Origin of the sequence: Sporolactobacillus sp. Y61, assembly GCF_040529185.1 — a bacterium.
Classification (GTDB): domain Bacteria; phylum Bacillota; class Bacilli; order Bacillales; family Sporolactobacillaceae; genus Sporolactobacillus.
Genome location: NZ_CP159510.1, coordinates 71,863 through 95,805 on the forward strand (window position 1 = coordinate 71,863; position 23,943 = coordinate 95,805).

Sequence of the window (23,943 nt, forward strand, 5' to 3'; positions counted from 1 at the left end):
AGCACAATCCTCAGGCCGTCTGTTCAGGCACCGGTTCACCCGCTGTGACCAGGGTCTTATCACGTCCCATGAGGAACGTCAGAATTAAGATGAAGACCCCGGTACCGATCAGCAGCCATTCGATTTTAATGAAATCGGCGATGGGCCCGAAGATCAGCATACCGATCGGCATCATCGATGTAGAAATCATCCCCATGACGCCGAACACCCGGCCGAGATAACCTTCCTCAACTTTCTCCTGCAGCATAACAGTTGTCGGTGTATTCAGCATCGGCATAGAAACGCCGAATAGGGTCATAAAGACCAGATAAATCCAGAAAACCGGAATAGCGCCTAACGCGAAAGTGCAGATACCCATAATCAGAGTGGAGAAAACCAGCGTTTTCGTTCTGTTTCGGAAACCGCCCCAGGCTGCGATCAGCCCGCCGCCGGCCATCATACCGACAGAAAAGGCAATTTCAATTGCTGTCAGACGCCAGACATCGCCGCCGAATGTCCGTGTCACCTGCAGAGGTGTCAGAAATGCAGCAGGAGCCATTAAGACAAAAAACAAACCAAAGAAAAGAAAAAATTGCTTCAGAAAAGCATGATCACGCACATACCGCAAACCTTCTCTAAAGTCACTCAGATAACTTGTCGTCTGCTTCTGCATCGCTTTCTCATGAGGTGCGATTTTCACTAATGTGAGCAGGGTACTGATTGCGATGGCGGCAGTCACAACATCAATAAAGAAGATGATTTCAATGGACGCCAGGGACAAAAGTGCTGCACTGACGATCGGAGAGATAAACATAATCACCGCCTGAATACTTCCGTTGGTTCCATTGACCTTTGTCAGTTTATCCCTTGGGACAATCTGCGGCAGAATCGCGCCGACTGCCGGCGTCTGAATACCTGTTCCGAAGGCGCGGACCGCTGCCATAACAAACAGCAGCCAGATCGCGTTGTATCCCATGAGGAAAAAGAGGGCAAGTATAAGTGTCGAGACGGCGACCAGTCCGTCAGATAAAATAATCAGATGTTTTCGGTTATAGCGATCCGCCCATACACCTGCCACCGGGGACAGAATAAAAGTGGGTATAAATCCGCAAATGATATAGAGGGTCATCATCATACCGGACTTCGTCTGAAGTGTGATGTACCACATCATGGCGTATTGTACCAGGGAAGATCCGAAGAGCGAGATCGTCTGGCTGCTCAAAAACAGAATAATGTTCTTCAGCCAGTGTTCTTTCAAAGGAGGGTTTATTGTATTCATCTTATATCACTCATTTCCGTATCATATTGAACGCATCAAAAAAGAGAGGCCGTCAATCCTCTCTGTCATGACGTTTACATGAGGTTATTACATGGAAAGACTGATCCCGTTGCGCCAGGCGCTGTCGAAGCTGATAGCTTATGAAATTAGCGGACAAGACCGGCTCTTCTCAATCTGAGTGATGCTGTCATAAGACAACCCTCCATTTTTTCAATCCATAACATTTTTATCATAGCAGGTGCAAACCATTTGGGCAATGGAAAATGGATTCCGACCATCATTTTTCTTACTGGCCTTCATAGAAAAACGGCCTGTTGCTGAAAAAGCAGCAGGCCGCGAGTCAATCCGTCTCTTACAGAGTCAACAGGATTCAGGCAAGTGAATCCCAGGGAGCAAGTTGTACCGGTTCCATATCTGCGATTTTGCGCTGCGTCTCCGTCAGGTATTTGCGGCGGACAACAACCTCATAAGTGAACGCTTCAAACCAGCTGTCACTCATCACAAAGTAACCTTTTTCACCATTCTTTTCGCCCCAGCTGTTTTCAACCTTCCACTGCCGGACCTTTTCTCCATCCAGATCAACGCCGGTCAGAGTCATGGCATGTGACACCGAGGCTTCACCGTATCGCAGGCGATCTGCTTTGCTCATCGTCAGGTCAACATCGAAAAGCTCGCCGGTTTTATAAAGCTCCGTATCCAGCAGTCCTTCCTTGCGATTCATCTGTTTCAGTACATCATTTCCAAACCAGACGGTCTGCCCATCTTTAAGCTGTGCGACGGCAGCTTTCCGAAGGGCATCCATCTCGACATTGACGAAGATGATCGGCTTTCCCTCAATGATGTTGTCCTGGGCCGGCATGCTGTAGCTTTTGTTCAGTTCCTTATCCGGTGAATTGGTCAGAACAACATAATCGTCAAGGTCCATATCAAAGTAATCATGAAGGAATGCTGTCGGGGTCAGATTCTTCTTCAGATGATGTTTTTTATCATCATCCCTGTATTCCAGATCGAATGTGGCCGGCGGCTCACCAACCGCCATCGCAGTCATCCGGTAGACCTCCTCCAGCATCTTATGACGCTGCCCGCTCAGTTCACTTTCATCGGCACCATCCTGCTTTAACTGGCGCAGAATTTTTGCGTCTCGACGCAATTTCAGATTCAGGGTTTCCCGGAATCCGGTGGTATCATTTGTATTAAACGTCTCAGGCATTGCGTAAGCAGGAACGACCCCATACTTCTGTATCAGCCCTGCCGCCATTGCCCATTGACCGCCGTCACCCGCAGGTCCGTCCAGTTCAGTCAGATAAAAACGGACTTCCCTGTCGTTCGCTTCTTTTTCCGCCGTCCTCAGGATTTTCTCATAAAAGATGTTCGCCCGTTCAATTTTATCCCAGAAATAAAGATAAGCCTGTGACAGCTCAAAATCTTTCACTTTATACTTCTTTGCGAACTGATGGCGGAGTGTATTCAGTGTCGCAAACATCCAGCAGCGTCCACTGTTACGCTGGTTCGTCACTTCTCCTGTCTCGACTTCGACTGAAAAAACACGATTCAGCTTTTTCCTTGCTTCCGGATTGTAACTGGCTTCAAACACGCCGCTGCGCATCACTGCTCTCTGAATAACCGCCGAACTCGGATGATCCGCAAAATGGTTATGTAATGCTTTTATTTCCTGACTGGTTAATGGATGAGACATGACAAACTCTCCTTTATAGAAGTCTTCCTTAATAAATATAACGCACACACGCGATTAAGCAAGCAGACGTCATCAGCAACACGAATCCTGTCGTATAATAAGAGATAGCGAATTTCAGAGATAAAATAAAGAGGTGCGGTTCGTTTGGATAAAGAGTGGTTTTATTCCACAGGTTCAGAAGTCAGAGGTCCTTTCTCATCTGATCAAATGATTCGCCTCGCTATAGATCAAAAGATTAACAGAAACACGCAGATCATCGCCAGAGGGATGACGGACTGGGTGCCCTTCGCCGCGTCGGATCTGCATGCTCTGATGAAAGCACAAAGCGGAAAGAACAGTGCGCAAGCCCCGCATGCCACAGGCAGTCTTATCCGTGCCGCTGCCCGACGAATCAGCGAGATGACCGGAGAAACGGGACCGGTCAGCCTGAGTCTGAAAGATATTTTTTCTGAGGTATTCAAAAAGCATACGAAAGAAGACGGTGAAAAAATATTTATTGCCGGGACCGTCTATACCACGCCAAAAGTGAAAGATATTTCTGCGGATTGGCCGAAACCCTGGCTGTTCTTCCGCGTGTTTCTCGTCTCAATGATCGTCTACGGATTACTCTATGTGTGTGCCATCAGCCTGAGAAATCCAGTGACGCTTCCGGGATTGATTCTGGTTGGTTCCTTCGCTGTCCCCTTTTCCCTGGTCGTCTTCTTTTTTGAAACGAATGTACCGCGAAACATCAGTATATTCAGTGTCGTTCAAATGTTTTTTGTCGGCGGGACCGCTTCCATACTGGTCTCCCTGTTTCTTTACAGTATCGTGCCTCTTGATCAGCTGACGATGACCAGCGCAATCGGTGTCGGAGTGATCGAAGAAACCGGGAAGATGCTCATCGCCGCCTGGTTCATTTACCGGCTCAATTCCCGTTACGTCCTGAACGGGCTCCTGATCGGTGCGGCGATCGGGGCCGGATTTTCTGCTTTCGAGACCGCAGGCTATGTTTACCTGTTTCAGGCGTTTGGCTTGAGCGATACATCGTTCCTGGACGTGATTTTCGAACGCTCCTGGACAGTTGTCGGCACCCATACGCTGTGGACGGCCATCGCCGGCGCGGCGCTCATGATCGTCAAACAGGATCAGCCGCTTCACTCCCGTCATTTCATGCAGCGGCATTTCCTGACATTCTTCGCCATTGCTGTTGCTCTGCATGCCGTATGGGATATGCCGATCATGAATGGCTCTGATCTCAAAGTCATTGTGCTGACTGCAATCGGCTGGTTCATCGTTCTGATCCTGATGAACAGCGGTCTCCGGCAGGTCACGCGAATGATTCACAGCGAAACAGGTCATTAAAGATGAGAACGGACAGCAGGACATCTCCGCCTGCTCTTTTTTATAATTCTGATTTTATGATTAGAGAAAAAGAGCTGCACGGTTTCCACCATTCCTTTTCGCCTGATACATCGCTCGATCCGCACGCCTCATCAATTCAGGAAGCGCCACATAATCCGTCCTCGGAATCGTTAACCCGAGGCTGATGCTCAGATGAGCGCCAATACCCCTGGATGTCTGAAACGTGCTGTCATAGATCTTGCGTCTGATCCGCTCGGCCACCTGTTTTGCCTCGTTCTGATCCGTATTCGGAAGAAAAACCCCAAACTCCTCACCGCCAAGGCGTCCGATCAGATCCCCTTTTCGCAGGACACTCCGGCTCATATCCGTCACCTGTTTCAACGCCAGATCTCCCATAGCATGACCGTATGAATCATTCATGCCCTTAAAATCATCAATATCAAACAGAATGAACGCACAAGGGTATCCATTATCCTGATGCCATTGCAGTTCTGCCTGAACAGACCCTTCGAAAAATCCCCGATTGGAAATGCCAGTAAGTGAATCCGTGTGTGCAAGGTGTATCAGACGGTGCTCCAACTGTTCGGAGTACCTCAGATAGTAGAAGGAAGCATAGGACAATCCAGTGAAACTCGCCAGTACATTGGACAGATACATAAAATGCGTCATAGCCGTATTGGTTTCTGTAATGGGTGGGAAAATTTCTGAAGTATAGAAAAGTAAAAGTGCGACCGAAAAAAGGGTACTGGTCAGCATCAGGCGCAGAATACCTGAAAATCCCGAAAAAAACACAATCGGCACCAGGGCGAGCAGATAAAAATAGTATCCTTGATCCCAACCGTAGACAATGATGCAGCCTGTCGAATGGGCGACGATCTCAATCGTCCAGATTATACCTGCCAGGCGGGTCCGGCCCGCACGATTCAGCCGCAGACAGAAAAAGTCAATGATTACAGCCAGTATATTATTTATGAGAACGACCGGATTGCCAAGCATATAGAATATCGGCATAAATAAAATATGGGCGAGAAAAGTGAAGGAAAACATCGTATGGCAAAAAGCAGAAAATTTTCTGTTTCCCCCGGTTTCTTCGGAAGACAGCTCTGCCCATTGTTTTTTGGAAACATGTCTCATATCATAAATCATCCTCTGCTCGGGTGATGATCAATAACGGCCCAATGATTCTTACAGACAGCTGCGTTGGCCGCATCTCATTGATCTTCAATAACAGATGAAACCGCTACCGGTCAGTCTGTTAATCTATTTCACGGATTCAACCCTTTTCCAGTTTTATAGGACCTTTTTATTATAACTTAATACCTATTATCCGTGTGAACTATTTTCACCTGTCCGCTTCCGGCAAGGACATCAGACGCATGTCACCGATTCCGGTGTTACAGATCCAGGGAGGGCAACCCCCCCGGAGCCCTTTTATCACCAGGCGTTGCACTTCAGGAGAATAAAAAGCTCGCCGGCCGGATGCCGATGAACCATCGGATCTCAGCCAGCGAGCTTGTATTCATATGGAACGAGTGTCAACGGTTCTGTCCGTTCACTCAGTTAACTTGTTCATTAAACGTCTGGAATTTTTCTTTAATCGTATCTGCCGAATGTTTGAATTTGGCTTCCTCTTCATCTGTCAGCGGCAGAACCGTAACTTCTTCAATCCCGTTTTTACTGATGATGGCCGGCTGCCCGACATAAGTTCCGTACTTTTCGCTGTAGCAGGAACAGATGTAGGCGGCATGGGCATCAGAGAGCACCGCCTGGCTCAGTTTAACCGCACAGGTTGCAATGGCCCAGCTGGTATACCCTTTACCCTTATAGACCTCCCAGCCGCCGCGGCGTGCTGCTTCTTCCAGATCATCCAGATTCAGATCCCGCTGTTTTGCAAGCGCTGTAATGTCCAGGCCATTTACACGAACCGTAGACCATGCCGTGAACTGGGACTGGCCATGCTCACCATAAACATAGCCGCTGACGTTCTTCGGATCGCAATTAAACTCGTCGGACACAACTTTCTGCATCCGCGCCGTATCAAGGAAAGTCCCCGTTGCAAAGACCTGCTGACGGCTGAGTCCGGTATTTTCCTGGAAATATTGCGTGATCGCATCACATGGGTTCATCGTATCAATGGCAACGCCTCGGAACCCGGAAGCTTTAACTTTAGGGGCAATGTCTTTTACAATTTCTTTGGTGTATACGAATTCTGCCCAGCGATTGCCCTGCGCCTGTTTCTCCTGATACGCCAGAATATTACCGGCAGTAATAAACAGGATGTCTGCGTCCGCAAGTTCACTGTAATCATTGATTTTAATAATCGTCCGTGTTTCAATCCGGCCCTGCATATCCTGCAGATCAAGCTGTTCAGCCCGGGCCAGTTCCTCATTCTTGTCAATCAGAATCAGTTCATCAGCAATTCCTTTTGATACCAGGGTAAAGGCAACGGCCGCGCCAACGTGACCGAGACCAATGATGGCATATTTTCTCATCTATCTATCTCCACCTTTCTGAAATGTGAAAATGTATATCCTTTCTAATTTTAACATAACGAACAATTTCCGAGTCCGTTTTCTAATATTTTTCTAAAATCAGAGCATACGGGAAATATAATGACGCATGTATTTCCCTGTTTTCTCCATCTCTCTCATGACGACATGAATGCGATGATCATCCAGAAACCAGTTTTGTTTCGTTATCCCCGTCCGGTCAACGATTGGGCTGACATAGAAAAGCGTGTGACGAAAGTGAATTTGATAGGTTAACAACGCTCTTCGTGCATGGTAGTTTTTACAAACAAGGATAGCTTTTTCAGGCGTTATGCCTTTCTGCTGCAGCACATTCCAGGAATATTTCGCATTCTCAAAGGTATTGGTTGCCTGATCTTCTTTAAGAATTGCCCCGTCCGGTACACCCAGAGACAGTCCGATTTCCCGTAAAAATGCCCATTCCGTCGTTGGAACGTTCCGACTTTTCCCTCCGGATGGAAGAATGAAGGGAGCTAGCCCCTGATGATAGAGCTCTGCCGCCCTGACCATTAGTCCGGACTGGCCGCTCCCGGGTATCAAAATGATATTTGAGGGTTTAACCGGCGTTTCAAAGAACATGAAGTCTGTAATACAGTCAAAGGGATGCGACATGCGATTCTCTCCTGCTTTCCTTAGAATTCCCTTTCCCTTTTTCACTTCCACAGGATTATGGCCAATTCCTTTATTTCTCTATAAAACGGATATCGGAACCTGAGCCAACTTTCCCGCAGTAAAGAAATTCCTGCTGATTGACAAACTGACGGATAACAATACCTGTATTCGATCATCCACCACGCCCTAAAGGGCGCGGTGCCCATTTCCCACTTTGTGTTTTTGTCCAGCCGATTGTGGACGTTGCGCAGAAACCAGGCCATATAAATTAGGCGGAAAAATTCCGCTTAACCTAGTAAAAAGGATACCAGGGAGCTTCAATAGACGGAGGGATTCCGCCTAACCTAGTAAAAAGGATACCAGGGAGCTTCAATAGACGGAGAGATTCCGCCTAACCTAGTAAAAAGGATACCAGGGAGCTTCAATAGACGGAGGAATTCCGCTTAACCTAGTAAAAAGGATACCAGGGAGCTTCAATAGACGGAGGGATTCCGCCTGTTAACTCAAAAAACATGAAATTGGGAGGACTTTTCATTGCCTAATCGGAAATCCTCCGCTTATTAGATTTCGAAACCCGTTCTATTCTGCATTTAAGCGGAAAATCTCCGCTCATGAACCAAGACAATAATACTATTTACAGGCACGAGATACCTGCCGGGAATTTTCATTAAATCAATCGCTCAATATATTGTTGCTCAAACTGCACAGGCCGTCCAGATTATCTTTTTCTAAGGGTGTAAAGCCGATCCAACTTAATTCTCTCTGGAGTCTTTCTGGAAGTTGATCATAGACGTGTTCAAAACTGATGGAATCATTTATACAGAAAAATAACCACAGCGCCTCCCCATACATCTGCCATTGAAGATTAAAGGAGTCGCCTGTTTCAATGAATCGCTTATTCTTACGTTCAACCAATTTCTCCTGCAATGGATCAAGATCGAAAGGTGCTTTCACATGATGTGCTCTTAAGTACTCACGAAGCCGGTGAAGAATGGGCGAAAAGTCAGTCATAAAGTCGCAATCACGAATAGATGCATGTGTCCGAAACGCACGGTACAGGTCCTGATCCTTCCGAATGCAAGGGATAACGCGGCTTGTGGACAGACTGCCTTCCTTCAGAAATAAATTCAAAAAAGCAGCCTCCGACCAGGCACCCATCGCCGCATTCGTCGCCGAATAGAAGCGACCAGCCTGAAAAAAACGTTTTGTAGCCAGAATCCTGTCCTGAACAATGGCCTGGACCGTACGAATCATCTTCTTCTGACCTGCTGATGAATTTAAAAATTTTTTCGCATCACTTTGGACGCAGCTGAGAAGATTGTTTTTGTCTTTAATGATTTTAATTTCGTTTAGAAAGCGATACGCCCAGGGATTCTGGTAAACAGCTTCCAGCCGCGGTATTGGAGAACATTGAACCTGGATCAGGGTATGACGAAATTCGATGTTTTGATCGCACATCTGTGTCGAATTATTATAGACTGTCAAATCAAGATCACTGTACTGATCGGCTGTTCCTCTTGCTGCCGAGCCGCCAATTGAAACGCAGCATGCACTGGGATAAAAAGAAGCAATAAAGCTCATGGCCAACTGCATTAACTCATGGCATCTCGAATTCATTGGAATCAACTCCCGCAGACACGCTTTAAGTTACTCTTAGCCGGTATTACGCATTGTGACCTGATTTATACCTTGAACCGTTATTTCCCAATCCGGTCAATGATTTTGTATGCTGCCTGTTCAGCGGAAAGATGGCTCACGTTGATTTTCTGTGTCGCTAATTTCTGGTACAGCTCCATTCGCTCATAGCTTTTCTCAAGTGCATCCATCGTTCGGATACCGTTTTGAACGTCCTTTGCGAAATGTTCACGTAATGTTTCTCTTGAGCAGATCAGCGAAAATTTATACAGTTCAAAATCACCATGCAATTGCGAGAGAATCTGGTCAAAAATGGATTCACGATGAAGCACCCAACAAAAGACAAGATAGCGAAATGAAGAATTCGCCAAATATGCATTCAGTAAATATGTAATATTGTCTGTGACCATTGCTTTATTTTCTTCCGAGAAGACCCAGGGATTCATTTTCCAGCACCAGTCGCCATCAAGATATATACTTGGTACCAGTTTGTCCGCGACGATTTCCGAAACGGTTGACTTTCCGACGCCCATTGTTCCATTAATTATGATCAATTTTTTCAATCTCATCAATCCTCGTTCATTTTTTATCCGCGACCCGTATTGCTGTGTTTTGAGATCGATTATACACCCTGACCCTGTCAAAACCTGAAGCCCTTTTTGCGGATCAGTAAGGATGGTACTGATGTGCCGCTGAAAAGCCACTTCACTGCGAGCGCAATAAAGTGAAACTTCAATCCGTGGGGGGATCGACGCACAGGACGTGCTCGTGCAGGATTGCGACAGGACGCCCTCGTTTTTAGCCTGCGCGCATCCCCGCTGATTGTCAATTATACCCATCGGGCTTCTGCGGACAGCGAGTCCCCCACCCGGGCATCGTTCGTTTTCTCTCATGACCCTGAGGTGGAGGTCTTACCGACCATCCGGGGTAACAGTCCCTTCTGTCCTCGTCAAATGACAGGCTGTTCATGTCCCGCACCTGCCTGTCATATTGATTCTATCGGTCTTTTAATCTATAGTTAAATAAGAATTCATTGATTTAGCCGCTGCTTTTCATCAGGCGGTTCGATTCGCATAGATGATGTGTACAGGCAGCAGCGATTACGCGAAAAAGAGAGATGAACCTTGTGAAACTCTTTACAATAATGAATAATCTATTCATTTTTCTGACCATCTCTTTAGTCAACACATTCATATCGATAAAGCTGCCCTTATCGATCTTCCATTTTGACAGCTGGCTGTTCAAAGTAAGAAATTGGGAGAGAAACGGAAGAATCTATCAGGACTGTTTAAGCGTAAAAAAATGGAAGAACCGGTTACCGGAACTCAGTGATTTTCTTTCATTCCTTTTTTCCAAAAAACAGATGGAGCATCACAATACGGATTATCTGTATCGATTTGCACTGGAGACCTGCCGTGCTGAACTTGCCCACTGGTGTATTATTCTCAGTTCTCTCATTTTCACCCAGTGGAATCCGACCGGCATGTCGCTTCTGATGATCTTTCTTGCTGTCCTGCTTAATCTCCCGTATATCATCATACAGCGATATAACCGGCCCAGAATCCTGGCCATCCTCTCCAGCAGAAGAACGGATATGAATGATCGTATGGTCCACGACTGGGAAGTCATCCATAAAGATATTTAAAGGGGAACTATTAACGTGAACAGAATCCTGTTTATCTCTTCTAAGCATACTGGCGGTGGGCATCAAAGTATTATTAAAGCACTCAGTCAGCAGCTTCTTCTTCTTTCTCCGGAAACAGCATTTTCCGTTATCGACGGATTTGAACTCGGTCACGGGTTCCTCCGGTTTTCCAGCCGCAGTTATGATTCATTTGCGATTAAATTTCCCGCCTTATGGGGACTGATCTATCAGCTCAGCACACCGTTTAAACCGCTGGTCAATTTATTCATTGCACGAAGTATCAGAAAATCTCTGTTAAAACAGATCCATATCTTCCATCCGGATATCATCGTGTCCGTACATAACCTCTTTGTCGGATCTGTGATTCATATTCTACGTCAGGAAGGTCTGGACATTCCGGTTATTTCTTTGATTGCTGATCTGGACCATGTCACCAGTCTCTGGGCAGACAAGCGGGCGAAATATATTCTCTGCCCAACGGAAGAGTCCAGACAAAGGATGTTAAAAGCAGGTATGGCAAAAGATCAGCTGATTCTGACCGGATTCCCGGTCCGCAGAGAATTCTGTGACCTGAACCCTGATACTCCCTTTCACCGGCCGCTTAAAGACCGGAAAGATCTCTCTGTCCTGCTTATCAGTGGAAGTCAGGGGTCAGCCCAGGTAATCAGGATCGCCAGAACGCTGTTAAGGAATCAGAATATCCGGATCACGATTATTGCCGGTCATAATGCACATTTAAAAAAAACAATGGAGAAGGCATTATACTCCTCCTCTGCCGGAAACCGGGTGACGATCTATGGCTTTGTCAGGGAAATGAGCACACGGATGAAGGAAGCAGATCTTCTGATCATGCGGGCAAGCCCCAATGTCTTAATGGAGGCCGTTAATCTGTGCAAACCGGTCATCGTGACCGGAGCATTACGGGGGCAGGAAGCCAGGAACCCTCAATTTGTCTTAAAATATGAGTTAGGTTTTGTTTGCAAAGATGTGGACCGCCTGCCAAACATCATTTCAGCGTTAATGAAAAATCATGGTGAACAGCTGAAACGGCTGGCTGAACACCAATACCGTTTTCGAAAACCGGAGTCTGCCCGCAGAATCACTGAACGGCTGATTCAAACAGCCAGTGAAGCCCACACGTCACGAAGCCTTCCAATCGCCTGAGAGCCGCCGGCCACAAACCGGCAAAAAGTTCAGTAATCAGTAAGGAGTCACCAGATGTCAGGGAAAACAAAATTCAAGCTTATCGCAGGAATAATCATCACCATCGTGATCATCTATTATTCAATAAAGTCGCTCGGAAAACTGGATCTGAGTCTGCTGTCACAATCGAAAATCAACTGGGTCCTTGTCTTTTTTTCCATTGTCATCACGATCTATTCCAATTATATTCGCGGTCTGGGCTATACACGGGGTATGGATCCAAACATAGATCGGCTGACTGCCTTTCAGATTGTTGGCATCGGACATGCAGCGAACATGGTCTTGCCTCTCCATATTGGTGATGGCCTGCGTCTGGCCTTCTTCCCGGCTGATTACTCCGCGATTCGTCGTACGAAACTGGTGGTGATACCGGCTATCGCCGACTCGATCGCAATCATCATGATTTCACTCCTTGCTGTTCCCTTCTCCGGGTTCAGAGACCCTGAAATCGTACGGACGTTATGGATCCTTTTCTTTATATGTATTGCTCTTGCCGTCGTGTTTCTGGCAAGTATTTTCCTGATTCCGCGATTCCGCAAATATATGAATGACTACTTAAATATCGGCCTGCTGAAAATGATGTTCTGGGCCTTTTTATCCTATCTGCTGCTGCTTATCGCCACATGGCTGGGGCTTGCTGCCTGCGGATTTGGCCTGTCTGCATCGCTGCGGATGTCACTGGCTGTTTTCGCCACGACGAATATTATCGGATTTATTCCCGCCTCACCCGGGGCTGTCGGTCTTTTTGAATACGGAGTCATTATCGGCCTTGCCGGACTGGGGGTCCCGCAGAGCACCGCACTGTCGGTCGGTCTGCTGCTTCATGTAAGCCTGTATGCAGCCATGCTTCCGATGGGCATCATCCTGTACATCATTGCCCTGAAAAGCAAATATAGGAAGGAACTGAAAAAGTTGCTGCGACAGAAATAACGCCGGGCAGTCACGAACACGATCGGTAAGCCTTTTTCTGATGCAGCCTGCCGAATGAACTGTCATTCGTTTGCACAGCGACCCTGAATTGAAAAACGGACCCTGCGGATTCATTCGTACGGGATCCATTAATCGATCGAAAATTGTACCACGCCTTTTGAAAGCACTTTTTGATTAGCTGATATGCCGCCCGGTATCGGATAAAGTGATACTTCAATCAGTGAGAGCTTCTCGGGCACAGGGCGTGCTCGGGCCGGCGTTGCGACAGGACGCCCTTGTTTTCAGCCTGTCATCCCCCCACTGATTGTTCGTTGAACCCATCGGGCTGCTGCGGGCAGTGATCCCCACCTGGGGTCAGTTGCAGGCAATTTTCAAATTTCCCAGGCCTGCCTTAAAGAATAAAGCATTACCGTTACAGCAGTAATATACCCGGACCTTGTTGATAAAAGATCGTTCCAAAGCGTTTCAATTTTTTTTGCTGCGAATTACATCGAATGACATCACATTAAATATTTAACGATCTGGATGATGGCAATCAAAGGTAGGCAGCATGTTCAGTTTCAAGTTGGACATTTCCAAAAATAGATGTTCATGCTTGCTGCTTTTGTTGTGGAATACCTCCTGTTTATAAAAGCCCGGACGGAATCATTATCCGTGCGGGCTTTTGAATGGATATTTTTATTGTTATCTGACATGATTCTATATACCTGACTATCCTACAATGAAAATGAGCTCTTTTGGAAGATTACTTTGTTTATGTGAATATGAGCTCATAACAGCAACTTTTTGATTCCATTTCTATTTTATAGTCGATGTTACGGGAATAAACAATACTTTTCCATAATAACTTTGAGACTGCAGTGAAAGCTACAGCTCACATAATGAAGTGAAAATGTGGACCTGCTGGTAACTACCCCTAATGCATGCATTGGTAGAAAATATCATTCTATTGAATATAGTTCACTGGGTTAACTGCTCCCTTATGTGGTGGCGGAGTCCAGGGACCTATGTATAATTCAAAATGTAGATGAGAACCAAATGATTCCCCCGTATTACCCATTCCTCCAATGACTTGGCCCTGTGCCACTCGTTCACCTGCAGAGACATTATAAGCATTTAGGTGAGCGTAAACCGTCGTATACAATTTCCCATTAATTCTATGAGATAGTATCACTGTATTACCATAACTGGAAGATTTATAGGCTTTGAACACTACTCCATCCGCAGACGCTTTTACCGGTGTTCCGTCAATGTTCGCAATATCAATTCCTGGGTGAAAGCTATTGTCAAACGACCGCTTACCAAAACCTGATGAGATATAACCCTTAGTAGGATTTATAAAAACCGATCGGCTCACAGATAATTTTTTAATTTCTATTGACGGCATCTGCTTATTGACTTCGCTCGTTTGAGCTTTAGCAATTTCTGTTTCTTCTTTTTTATTCATTTCTTTTTCTTTGATTTTTGAAGCTTCTTTTCTTAATAACGCTAACTCGCGGCGTTGATCTTCCTTTTCATTAAAAAGATCCCTCTCTAATTTTCTTAAATCCGCCAATCCATTTTGCAATTTTCTTTGTTCCTTTATTAAAGAAATTCTTTTAAATACCTGATGCTTCTTATCATTCTCTTGGGCGGTCAGTAATTTTTGATCATTTTCATAAATAACTTTCAGTGCAAATAACCGATCAAGAAAATTCCCAAAACTTTCTGCACCTAAAAGTACATCAAGATAGCTTATTGCCCCTCCATTGATGTATATGGAACGAAGTCGTTTTTTTAATAATTTTTCTCTGGCATTGATCTGCCTGGTCAGCCGATTAATTTCCTTATTCAACCACCTGGATTTTTCTTGACTCTCATCTAATTTGCTCTGCTTGTCCATCACATTTTTTTGTAGTGTTTCAATTCGCTTTTCAATGGCCTTAATTCGTTTAACGACCACATCTTGTTGCTTATTGTTGTTTGTTAGTTGTGGATTGTTTGATAGATTCTGTTTAATATCCGTTTGGCGATCAGATGCTGCCTGTGCGTTATACGCATTAAAACCAAGCGTTAATGAAAGTACCATCCCTAAAGTCATAGTCACGTGTAAATAGTTTCTTTTCACTAATTTCTTTCCCTTTAACTTCCTCTCTGTTCTATGGAGTATTAGGTGAAAGACCCCCGTTCCGTACTACGTTGAATGATATGTCTGACAACTATCTCTTAAATTTTCAAGCCCTTTAAATTTCATTTATATTTTTTATTCTGCTTCACCCCTTTAGAACCCCTCAATTGGTCCATTCGAACATTGCGCTAAATATAAAACATATTCGGACCTTGAATTTGTGAGCCTGAATCATTATGAATCAAATCGTCAAGCGTTGTCCCCTCCAAAATATTACAGACGGCATCGTGAATTTTTGCCCACATTTCACGTTTTGCTAATTCATCTTCTTCAGCGACTTTTACAGGTTGAATCGGGCCATCTAACACCCGAATAACATTCGCTGCCGTGATCTCTTTTGGGGTTTTCGACAAAATGTACCCCTCGTATGCACCACGTACACTTTATACTAATCCGGCGTTACGGAGAGGGGCGACCAGAAGTTCCAAATAATTTTCGGAAAGATTATAGGCCTTAGCAATTGCATTCAACGACAGTGGTCCTTTACCCAGATTTTTGGCCAAAGCCATCATGATCGTCAGTCCGTAACGGCCCTTTGTCGAAATCAGCATCAAAAGGACCTCCCTTAACTGCCCTTAACATGACATTAATTAGTTTCGATATTTTCTATTTAAAGATAATAAGCAATAAATGTGTGGATTTTGTTTGGAAACTATGTAGAAACAAAATATGTTGTGAGGCGAAACACCTGCCATTACGTATGGCAGCAGTAAAACATCAGTAAAACAACATCATTCTGATTTGAAGTAACTTGTCATCGGAGTTATGTCTTTTTAAATTAGTTTTAATTTGTTTCTTTAATTATTAATATTGTTATCCTGCACAACAAGACAGCGAAGATATATCTTTGTCAAATGTGAGTGCTGCTAATCTCAGGCCCTCCGCCATAGTCAAATAGGGTGCAAGACTTTTCTGAAGATCTTCTACAGTCAGCCCGAACTTAATGGCCAATGTTGCAGCATAAATCACGTCTCCCGCATTTTCAGCGACAATATGGACGCCCAGGACTTTGAGCGTCTTTGCTTCTGCCACTAATTTAAAGACACCAGTCGTCTCTCGATTAACGATTGCTCTGGGCACGGCATTTAAAGGCAGAACAGACGTTTTTACCTTAAGGCCCTTTTTTAGTGCCTGCTCTTCCGTTAATCCAACCGTGGCAGTTGATGGCGTTGTAAACATAACGCCCGGTACAATGCCTAAGTCAACTTTTCGACTAAGTCCTCCGACAGCGTTGTCTGCAGCAAGACCGCCTTGGTAAGCAGCGACATAGACGAACTGCGGGCCGAGCGTGACATCCCCAGCTGCATAAATACGTGGATTGGACGTTCTGGAAAATTCATCAATGAGGACTTCGCCCTGGGTACCGACCTTAACGTTTGCTAAATACAGATTTAAGTCTGCTGAGTTCGGTTTGCGTCCTGTTGCGACAAGTAGCTGCTCTGCTTCAATAACTTGTTCCTTACCCTCAGTCTCTATATGAACCTTCTTTATCTGCCCGTCTTGTTCGATACGCTTGAATTTTATTCCGGTAATAAAATGAATACCTTGTTGTGTTAAAGCTCGCCTTATGGTTTCCGATATTTCCGAATCATATTTTTTTAATAATTGATTGCCCCGCTGCATCAACGTGACTTCCGCACCTAAATAATGATAAAGCTGACCTAATTCAAAACCTACATAACCGGAACCGATGACCGCAAGACGTTTCGGGACCTTTTTCAGTTCAAGTAAAGTTGTGCTTGTTAAGAAATCCACATGATTTAATCCGGGAATATCGGGTATGAACGGTGAAGCACCGGTGGCGATTAAAAAACGTTTTGCCGTCAATTGTCTGCCATTCACTTCGACCGTTTTTTCATTGACAAACTTTGCCTCTCCTTTAATAAGTTCAAAACCATAAGTTCCAATTAAACTTTCATACTTTTGGATCCGTAATGTTTCAACCAATTTATTTTTTTGCTTAACCAGTAGTGCTAAATCAGGTTCAGCTGCTGAAGTGTGCAATCCCTCGAATGGATGATTTTTTGCCTGGTTATTAATTTCCCCGGCTCTGAGCAAGGTCTTAGAAGGAACACAACCGATATTGACACAGGTACCGCCCACTATACCTCTTTCTATCATTGCCACTCTGGCACCATACTCTCTGGCTTTAATGGCTGAAGCAAAAGCCGCACCGCCAGAGCCAATAATAATATAATCGTAATCGTCTTCTTTATCAGAATCTCCTTCTGTTTGAATCTGCATAAAATTCCCGGGTTGGTAGTGTGCTTCAACTATTGCCTGTTCCACAGCCTCCTTTTTAATATTAACTGGTAGCTTAAAAAAGGCTTCTCCACGATGATAATTAACCTTAATGTTTCTTGCACCAATATGTTCCAGAGCACTTGCCACATGGTCTTCACAACTGGCACAGGTCATCCCCTGAACAGTCATTCGATACGTTATCATATGAGTTCCTCCTCGTATTCTCACATTAAAGATCCAATAATGGGGCAATCATAAATTTCTTTATTCTCAGGACATCTTTTTTTCAGATCGACAAGCATCTTTTCTACTTTTTTTAATTCCCCGATTTTACGCTGTATCTCACTAATCTTGTTAACGGTAAAATCATATATATCCCTGCACTTCACTTCATTGCGGTCAACAACACCTAACAACTTGTCAATTTCATTCAATGTAAATCCTAATCTCTGCAACTTTTTAATAAAATTCACTCGATCCACTGTTTGAGTCGTATAGAGACGGTATCCTTTAGCAGTACGAGAGGGAATTGAAATAAGCCCCAGCCGTTCATAGTACCGGATCGTTTCTTTGTTGACGCAAGTTCGGCTGGCCAGCTGTCCGATTCGTAACCTCATTTGTTTCACCTCATATACAATATAAACCCTGTACCAAAGTACAGGGTCAACTCTTATTCCTAAACATAACTCCATATCATAACGATAAAATCATTAATCGTTCTTTTAGAATGGACTCAACTGAAAAAAGAGCTTTTCTGATTAAAAAATTGGTCATACAAATTTACTATATTGAATTTCTTGTACAGTTTGCTATAATCTCTTTTTCCTTCTAATACATCAAAAAGTAAGCTTAATAACTTAGGGAAACGAGAAACAATTTTTTGCATCAATTTCGGATCTTTGTAAAATTCCCGGCCAAACTGATCCAATGTACTGAGTTCGGGCATGATTGTCAGATCAACATCTCTTTGATAGGTTGAAAATGCTTCATTATATCCATCCCTGATCGTCTTTATTAAATGGTCAGCAAGTAATTCAGCACTCCACAAAGCATAATAGATGCCCTCTCCGGCAAATGAATCGACCAGTCCGGCTGCATCTCCGATTAATGCTGTTCGTTGCGTCATGATTGTCTGCCGGGTACCGCTGGCAGACAAAAAAGATCCTTTCGCACTTAGAAGATCTTCACTCACTTCCTGATGGTTCAGAAATGAATGCAAATATCTCGACATCAATTTCTGACCTAACGAGTAAGAACCGATACCTGCCGATAGAATTCCATTTTTCGGAAATATCCATATATATCCGTCAGGTACACTGGTATAATCAATAATAACTTTGTGTTTATATTTTGTGTTTGTTGCCTGGTTACATCTGAATTCATATTCCAATGCCAGAGCTTTCCTGCGTTCCGACATTAACCCGACCTGTTTCGCAACGATACTGTTTACGCCATCGGCTCCAACCAAATACCGTCCTGAATATTTCTCATCCCTTGTGAAGACCTCGACCCCTCCACCATGCTCGACCACTTTTTTAACGAAGGAATCCTCTTTCAGTTCTGCACCACAGTCAACGGCATGTTTCGCCAGTAGTTGATCCAATTCGTCTCTCATTACCATATAAATAAACGGCGTTTTATGTTTAAACTCCTGAATATCATGATTCCCTTCCACCGTGACAAATGAAGTGATCTGATCTCGAATAATCGGTGTGATATCAATCGGCATTTTCAGGAGGGCTCTCTTGGTTACCCCGCCTCCACATACTTTATAACGCGGAAAACTTTGCTTCTCTACAATTAAAACATGAAGCCCTGCTTCAGCAAGTTTTGCTGCCAGTGAACTGCCACCGGGACCTGCTCCGACAATAATCACATCATAAAGCCTTGAATCCATTTTAATTCCTCCAGCTTACATCACTTAGAATATAATTGCACGGACTACCTGTTCGTAACGCCATGATTGTGATCATGAGTATTTATACTGTCATTGTCGGAATCCTGATTTTGTGTATCAGGAGAAGGCTGAACGAATGTGGCGATCGTTTGGGGAATCGCAGAAAATACAATCACAATCGAAAGAATTGATGAGATAGCATAAACCCATGCGATGGATCGTTCATGGCGCCATTTACGTTTTGCAACGAAAATAAATTGGACTGAAATAAGCAGAGAAACAATTAACAGAATCATCTTCAAAAGAGGTGACATATTAAATAAAAACGCTCCAATCGATGTCAGACCCACTGAAATTAACAGTACATGCAGCCAATGGTGGGAGGTAGCAAGAATGGCGAACAGAACAGATCCTATTGACTTCAGCCAAGTTTTCCCCTGACCTGATTTCTTTGCATCCGAATCAGATTCAAGCGCTCGCTTTCTCATAACTTTTCTCCTCTCTACTCTCTATATTCCCTGTTTCCTTAAATTTTTTCCCTTTGATAATTTTTCGTTTGCCTATAGCGTCGGATCATAAAACCAATAGCGATTATAATTGTAAGCAGGGCAGTCACTTGAGCTGTTTTCAAATTAAATACGGTACTGAGGCTGTCGCCTCTCCAGAACTCCAACGAAAATCTCAAAATCGAGTATAATTCCAGCATCAGAAGGAACAAGAATCCTTGAAATGGTTTTCTGTGTTTAATCAAAAACAGAATACCCAAAATCACAAGATCGCCGATCGCTTCGAATAAGGGTGTTGGCAATACCGGCGTGCTACCAAAGGCATGGTAGACAAACGTTCCCGGAGGATATGTAACAGCCAGGAACGAATCACTTGGAATACCGTAGGCATCACCAGCGAGAAAATCGGATAAACGACCGATAGACATTCCGAGTATTAACGCCGGAGCGACGATATCCGCTACCTGCCAGACCGGCAACTTATGTTTTTTCGCAAGCCAGATGCCAATTAAAATCCCACCAAGAATTCCACCTTGCAAGGCCAGTCCACCCATCCAAACCATAAGTATTTCTCCTGGGTGAGCCGCATAATAAGGCCATTTAAAAAGTACATACCATAATCTCGCCCCTATGACTCCACCCAGTACACAGTAGAGAGCAAATTCAACCATATAATCGGCATTAATATTCTGCTTTCTGGCCTCACGATTCACGATCCATAAACCAAGCAGTGTTGAAAGCGCAACTGATACTCCTAAAGTATTGATCGCTATTGGACCAACCCTAAATAAAACAGGTCCTGGAAACCACACGTATCGTCATCCTTTCCATGAATCTCATTTTTCTAATTTGAATCTTATAGTAAACATTTGTGGAAATGATATAGAAACAGTAAAGAAAACGATACCCCGTTTTTGTTTTCACTATCGGCAGATGTCATTTAGTGGCGTTAATGATTCGACTCTATCTATAAGTAAATAAGAAAAGATGACGATTAAACCATAGTCAACTTTTTTACGTGTGTTCTTTTTTTGTAAAATTAATCAAATGAATCCGGGGAATGAACCTGGGTACTCTCTTCATATAATCGATATACTCTTTGCCAAACTCCTGTATCATATTTTGCTCCTCTTTTTTGGCCAGTTTTCTGTACATAATTAATAATGTTGGTGCCATGATCAGCGTAATCAATGTGGGCCACTGTATCAGGAAGCCAAGGATACTGAGTCCAAAACCAGTGTATTGAGGGTGACGGACAAATCGATAAATTCCATCCTGGACTAATTTTCCATGGCCAGAATGTATTTTTCTCCAACCAATCCAAATTATAATTAACCCACCAAAAATAAACACATTGCTTAATGGATGCAGAATTTCAAACAATACCGGAGATCCTCCCGTTAGCGCCACCCAGAGATGGCCATTTATATGATTGAAGGGATCAAGGACCGGATAATTTTTACCTAAAATCGATGTCAGAATATAAATGGTCAAAGGAAAACCGAACATCTCGCTGAACAACGCGACTATAAATCCTGTAAATGCCCCTAAGGTTCGCCAGTCCCGCTTCGTTGTCGGCTTAAAAACAGACAGTGCAAATAGTCCAAAGAAAATGATGTTAAACAGAACAGCGCCCCATAGACCATATGCGTATTCATTCTCCGGCAAGACTAAATCTCCCCTCTCAGCTGTTTTTATTTGTTTCAGTTTTTAACAATAATCTTTCCCTTGAACATGCCCATTTGGCAATTAAAATCATAGGCACCTGTTTTCATAGGAGGAAGATCGACGATCACTTTCTCGCCGGCAGGAAGCGTTGCGCTTTTCTCAAAATCGGGAAAGACCACCATGCCGTCGCATGCGCCGGTCTCAACTCGAGTAAATTCAAATCGAACTGGCTTCCCGCTCTGTACAAAAATTCGGGAAGGATTGTAACCATTCTTGACAAGAATCTTTGCTTCCTGGTATCCGGATGCATTGATTTCCGCCTGACTCCCACCTTTTTTCGGTCCCCAGAAAAACCAGGCTATGACACCCACTAATAACAATCCTCCGATCGTAACAATCCAATCCAATCCAATCACCCTCTTTTTTTAACTGAATTTTAATTTTAATCCCTTTAAACGATTAGCATTAAGGACAACGGTTAAAGAACTGAAAGCCATCGCGGCCGCAGCGAAAAGCGGCGATAATAAGATTCCGGTGAAGGGATAGAGGACGCCTAAAGCAACGGGAATGCCGATTGCGTTGTATATAAAGGCACCAAATAAGCCTTCGTAAATGTTTCTCATCGTTGCGCGGCTCACTTTGATTGCACTGACGACCCCTTTCAGACTGCCCGAAATTAGAGTAATATCGCTGGCTTCGATTGCGACATCTGTACCGGTTCCGATTGCAATACCGACATCCGCCTGAGTAAGCGCAGGTGCATCATTAATGCCATCACCAACCATGGCCACCTTTTTGTCCTCTTTCTGGAGATTTCGGACATTCTCAGCTTTATCCTGCGGAAGCACCTCTGCCAGTACTCGACCAATACCGACCTGTCTGGCAATCGCATGAGCCGTCCGCTCATTGTCCCCGGTAATCATTACGATTTCAAGGCCCATCGCTTTCAATTCACGAATAACGGATATCGAATCACTCTTTACCGTGTCTGCAACTGCGACAATTCCCCCAGGTTCTCCATCAATTGCCAGAAACATCGGCGTTTTTCCTTGATCGGCAATAGATGAGGCATAACGTTGAAAACCGTCCAGCGGAATATTTTTTTCTTTCATCAATTTTAAGTTGCCAAAATAGATTTTCTTCCTGTCCACAATTCCTTCGACTCCATGTCCCGGGATCGCATTGAAGTCTGTACTTTGAACAACTGTCAGCCCTTCTTCTCTTGCCTTTTCCACTATAGCGGATGCCAGTGGATGCTCTGAACCTTGTTCAATCGATGCGGTAATCAAAAGAACTTCTACTTTAGAGAAACTTCCTAATGGAATGATATCTGTCAGGGAAGGCCTACCCTCCGTAATGGTACCGGTTTTATCCATAACAATGGTTTCCAGTTTTTGGGCAATCTGAAGTGCTTCTCCTGAACGAATTAAAATCCCATTTTCTGCTCCCTTCCCAATGCCTGTCGTGAGTGACATTGGAGTGGCCATCCCCAAGGCACATGGGCAGGCAATAATCAATGTCGTCACGGCAACGACCAGGGCGTAAACCCATCCGGGCTGCGGCCCAAAATTAAACCAGACGAGATAACCAAGTATGGCTGCGATAATCACCCCTGGTGTAAAGATAGACGAGACCTTATCGACTACTTTTTGAACCGGTATCCGGGAGCCCTGAGCTTGCTTAACCATCTCGACGATGTTGGCCAGAGCCGAATCTTTTTGTTCCTTGGTCACGAGAAGTGTGAAGCTTCCCGTTTTATTCAGTGTTCCTCCGAACACTTCATCGCCCTTTTTCTTTTCAACCGGGATGGATTCCCCGGTCAGCATGGATTCATCAATCGCCGACCCTCCGGAAAGAATGATCCCATCAATAGCAACCTTTTCACCCGGCCGGACGATGATCTGATCGCCGATTTTTATTTCTTCAAGCGGTATCTTGACTTCCTTCCCGTTCCGAACAACATTCGCTGTCTGCGGCTGCAGAGCGATCAACTTATTGATTGCCTCAGACGAACGCCCTCGCGCTTTGACTTCTAACGCCGATCCAAGCACAACCAGTGCCGTAACAACCGTAGTCACATCGTAATATACATCGGCCATTTCCGGGCGGGGGAAAATTTGCGGCCAAAACAGGGCAATCATTGAATAGAGCCACGCTGCCGATACACCGGTTGCGATCAACGTATTCATATTTGCGGAGCGTTGTTTTATGCTCTCCCATGCTCCGATAAAAAATTGTCCGCCACTTCGAATGACAACATACAGAGCTAACAAACCCATGACCAACCGCGTCCACCAGAGTTGTTCACTGCCCATTGGCAACAGGTCTCCCAGCCCAAATAAATTTGGATAAGAGACTAAGATAACAGGAACGGATACGATGGCTGCCCGCCACCATTTTCTCATCAAAGAACGATATTCCTGTTCTTCACCGGAACTTTTCTGGTCGCTCCTTTGTTCTGAATGTGTATGACCTTCCATCATCGTGTCTTCTTCTCTCACTTTTCACCCCTCCTTTGAAATTTTAAAAAAACATGGTTAATTTGTTCTTCTTTAAATGGATGATCCAAACCATCGCTCATGTTTGTTAAATGGTTGTCGACTGCCTGCC

Annotated in this window: 20 protein-coding genes and 1 pseudogene; 4 read left to right on the plus strand and 17 right to left on the minus strand. The window is 44.5% G+C overall.

What is annotated here, in order from left to right; genetic code table 11:
• Positions 1-10: 10 nt before the first annotated feature.
• Both ABNN70_RS00395 and ABNN70_RS00400 read right to left on the minus strand, forming a co-directional pair.
• Positions 11-1,258, minus strand: a complete 1,248-nt coding sequence (locus tag ABNN70_RS00395; protein ID WP_353948368.1) for an MFS transporter — start codon at positions 1,256-1,258, stop codon at positions 11-13.
• Between the two features lie 370 nt (positions 1,259-1,628).
• Positions 1,629-2,954, minus strand: coding sequence for a C1 family peptidase (locus ABNN70_RS00400; protein ID WP_353948369.1), 1,326 nt, complete (start codon positions 2,952-2,954; stop codon positions 1,629-1,631).
• Positions 2,955-3,098: 144 nt separating this feature from the next.
• Here ABNN70_RS00400 and ABNN70_RS00405 point away from each other — a divergent pair, with 144 nt between their 5' ends.
• Positions 3,099-4,298 (plus strand): PrsW family glutamic-type intramembrane protease, encoded by a 1,200-nt coding sequence (locus ABNN70_RS00405; RefSeq protein WP_353948370.1) that lies wholly within the window; start codon positions 3,099-3,101, stop codon positions 4,296-4,298.
• 60 nt (positions 4,299-4,358) lie between these two features.
• On the opposite strand, the gene ABNN70_RS00410 is transcribed toward ABNN70_RS00405, so the two are convergent.
• From ABNN70_RS00410 to ABNN70_RS00430, 5 genes are all read right to left on the minus strand, one after another.
• A complete protein-coding gene (locus tag ABNN70_RS00410; protein WP_165364327.1) occupies positions 4,359-5,432 on the minus strand; it encodes a GGDEF domain-containing protein in 1,074 nt (357 codons plus the stop codon).
• A 422-nt stretch (positions 5,433-5,854) separates the two neighbouring features.
• Positions 5,855-6,790 carry an L-lactate dehydrogenase gene (locus ABNN70_RS00415; RefSeq protein WP_353948371.1) on the minus strand — a complete coding sequence of 312 codons (936 nt, stop codon included), beginning with the start codon at positions 6,788-6,790 and terminating at the stop codon, positions 5,855-5,857.
• Between the two features lie 99 nt (positions 6,791-6,889).
• Positions 6,890-7,438 carry a YdcF family protein gene (locus ABNN70_RS00420; protein ID WP_353948372.1) on the minus strand — a complete coding sequence of 183 codons (549 nt, stop codon included), beginning with the start codon at positions 7,436-7,438 and terminating at the stop codon, positions 6,890-6,892.
• 672 nt (positions 7,439-8,110) lie between these two features.
• Positions 8,111-9,055 carry a hypothetical protein gene (locus tag ABNN70_RS00425; protein ID WP_353948373.1) on the minus strand — a complete coding sequence of 315 codons (945 nt, stop codon included), beginning with the start codon at positions 9,053-9,055 and terminating at the stop codon, positions 8,111-8,113.
• Between the two features lie 80 nt (positions 9,056-9,135).
• Positions 9,136-9,636: an AAA family ATPase gene (locus tag ABNN70_RS00430; protein ID WP_353948374.1), complete on the minus strand. Its 501-nt coding sequence runs from the start codon at positions 9,634-9,636 to the stop codon at positions 9,136-9,138.
• Between the two features lie 563 nt (positions 9,637-10,199).
• On the opposite strand from ABNN70_RS00430, the gene ABNN70_RS00435 reads away from it, so the two are divergent.
• From ABNN70_RS00435 to ABNN70_RS00445, 3 genes are read left to right on the plus strand one after another with little or no spacing between them, the layout of a single operon-like run.
• Positions 10,200-10,718, plus strand: coding sequence for a glycosyl-4,4'-diaponeurosporenoate acyltransferase (locus ABNN70_RS00435; protein WP_353948375.1), 519 nt, complete (start codon positions 10,200-10,202; stop codon positions 10,716-10,718).
• A 15-nt stretch (positions 10,719-10,733) separates the two neighbouring features.
• On the plus strand, positions 10,734-11,882 hold the full coding sequence (locus ABNN70_RS00440; protein WP_353948376.1) for a glycosyltransferase: 1,149 nt from the start codon (positions 10,734-10,736) through the stop codon (positions 11,880-11,882).
• Positions 11,883-11,936: 54 nt separating this feature from the next.
• Positions 11,937-12,851 carry a lysylphosphatidylglycerol synthase transmembrane domain-containing protein gene (locus ABNN70_RS00445; protein ID WP_353948377.1) on the plus strand — a complete coding sequence of 305 codons (915 nt, stop codon included), beginning with the start codon at positions 11,937-11,939 and terminating at the stop codon, positions 12,849-12,851.
• Between the two features lie 946 nt (positions 12,852-13,797).
• On the opposite strand, the gene ABNN70_RS00450 is transcribed toward ABNN70_RS00445, so the two are convergent.
• From ABNN70_RS00450 to ABNN70_RS00495, 10 genes and pseudogenes are all read right to left on the minus strand, one after another.
• Positions 13,798-14,958: a peptidoglycan DD-metalloendopeptidase family protein gene (locus ABNN70_RS00450; protein WP_353948378.1), complete on the minus strand. Its 1,161-nt coding sequence runs from the start codon at positions 14,956-14,958 to the stop codon at positions 13,798-13,800.
• A 188-nt stretch (positions 14,959-15,146) separates the two neighbouring features.
• A pseudogene (locus ABNN70_RS00455) lies at positions 15,147-15,569 on the minus strand (Rrf2 family transcriptional regulator).
• A gap of 262 nt (positions 15,570-15,831) precedes the next feature.
• Positions 15,832-17,466 carry a mercury(II) reductase gene (gene merA, locus ABNN70_RS00460; RefSeq protein ID WP_353948379.1) on the minus strand — a complete coding sequence of 545 codons (1,635 nt, stop codon included), beginning with the start codon at positions 17,464-17,466 and terminating at the stop codon, positions 15,832-15,834.
• A gap of 20 nt (positions 17,467-17,486) precedes the next feature.
• On the minus strand, positions 17,487-17,879 hold the full coding sequence (merR, locus tag ABNN70_RS00465) for an Hg(II)-responsive transcriptional regulator (protein WP_353948380.1): 393 nt from the start codon (positions 17,877-17,879) through the stop codon (positions 17,487-17,489).
• Between the two features lie 116 nt (positions 17,880-17,995).
• Positions 17,996-19,159: a geranylgeranyl reductase family protein gene (locus ABNN70_RS00470; protein ID WP_353948381.1), complete on the minus strand. Its 1,164-nt coding sequence runs from the start codon at positions 19,157-19,159 to the stop codon at positions 17,996-17,998.
• Positions 19,160-19,203: 44 nt separating this feature from the next.
• Positions 19,204-19,647 carry a hypothetical protein gene (locus ABNN70_RS00475; RefSeq protein WP_353948382.1) on the minus strand — a complete coding sequence of 148 codons (444 nt, stop codon included), beginning with the start codon at positions 19,645-19,647 and terminating at the stop codon, positions 19,204-19,206.
• 38 nt (positions 19,648-19,685) lie between these two features.
• Complete coding sequence (gene lgt, locus ABNN70_RS00480; protein WP_353948383.1) at positions 19,686-20,477, minus strand: prolipoprotein diacylglyceryl transferase; 792 nt, start codon at positions 20,475-20,477, stop codon at positions 19,686-19,688.
• Between the two features lie 202 nt (positions 20,478-20,679).
• Positions 20,680-21,333, minus strand: a complete 654-nt coding sequence (locus tag ABNN70_RS00485; RefSeq protein ID WP_353948384.1) for an isoprenylcysteine carboxylmethyltransferase family protein — start codon at positions 21,331-21,333, stop codon at positions 20,680-20,682.
• 35 nt (positions 21,334-21,368) lie between these two features.
• The gene (locus ABNN70_RS00490) at positions 21,369-21,740 is read right to left on the minus strand and encodes a cupredoxin domain-containing protein (protein WP_129930462.1); all 372 of its coding nucleotides are present in this window, start codon (positions 21,738-21,740) and stop codon (positions 21,369-21,371) included.
• 18 nt (positions 21,741-21,758) lie between these two features.
• The gene (locus ABNN70_RS00495) at positions 21,759-23,834 is read right to left on the minus strand and encodes a copper-translocating P-type ATPase (RefSeq protein ID WP_353948385.1); all 2,076 of its coding nucleotides are present in this window, start codon (positions 23,832-23,834) and stop codon (positions 21,759-21,761) included.
• Positions 23,835-23,943: the final 109 nt, after the last annotated feature.

What these genes read in the sequence shown, in the direction of transcription:
- ABNN70_RS00470 (WP_353948381.1), bottom strand. Translation starts at nt 19,159, where the DNA reads ATGGATTCAAGGCTTTATGATGTGATTATTGTCGGAGCAGGTCCCGGT.
- ABNN70_RS00420 (WP_353948372.1), bottom strand. Translation starts at nt 7,438, where the DNA reads ATGTCGCATCCCTTTGACTGTATTACAGACTTCATGTTCTTTGAAACG.
- ABNN70_RS00400 (WP_353948369.1), bottom strand. Translation starts at nt 2,954, where the DNA reads ATGTCTCATCCATTAACCAGTCAGGAAATAAAAGCATTACATAACCAT.
- ABNN70_RS00445 (WP_353948377.1), top strand. Translation starts at nt 11,937, where the DNA reads ATGTCAGGGAAAACAAAATTCAAGCTTATCGCAGGAATAATCATCACC.
- ABNN70_RS00425 (WP_353948373.1), bottom strand. Translation starts at nt 9,055, where the DNA reads ATGAATTCGAGATGCCATGAGTTAATGCAGTTGGCCATGAGCTTTATT.
- merA (WP_353948379.1), bottom strand. Translation starts at nt 17,466, where the DNA reads ATGATAACGTATCGAATGACTGTTCAGGGGATGACCTGTGCCAGTTGT.
- ABNN70_RS00395 (WP_353948368.1), bottom strand. Translation starts at nt 1,258, where the DNA reads ATGAATACAATAAACCCTCCTTTGAAAGAACACTGGCTGAAGAACATT.
- ABNN70_RS00410 (WP_165364327.1), bottom strand. Translation starts at nt 5,432, where the DNA reads ATGAGACATGTTTCCAAAAAACAATGGGCAGAGCTGTCTTCCGAAGAA.
- ABNN70_RS00415 (WP_353948371.1), bottom strand. Translation starts at nt 6,790, where the DNA reads ATGAGAAAATATGCCATCATTGGTCTCGGTCACGTTGGCGCGGCCGTT.
- ABNN70_RS00475 (WP_353948382.1), bottom strand. Translation starts at nt 19,647, where the DNA reads ATGAGAAAGCGAGCGCTTGAATCTGATTCGGATGCAAAGAAATCAGGT.
- merR (WP_353948380.1), bottom strand. Translation starts at nt 17,879, where the DNA reads ATGAGGTTACGAATCGGACAGCTGGCCAGCCGAACTTGCGTCAACAAA.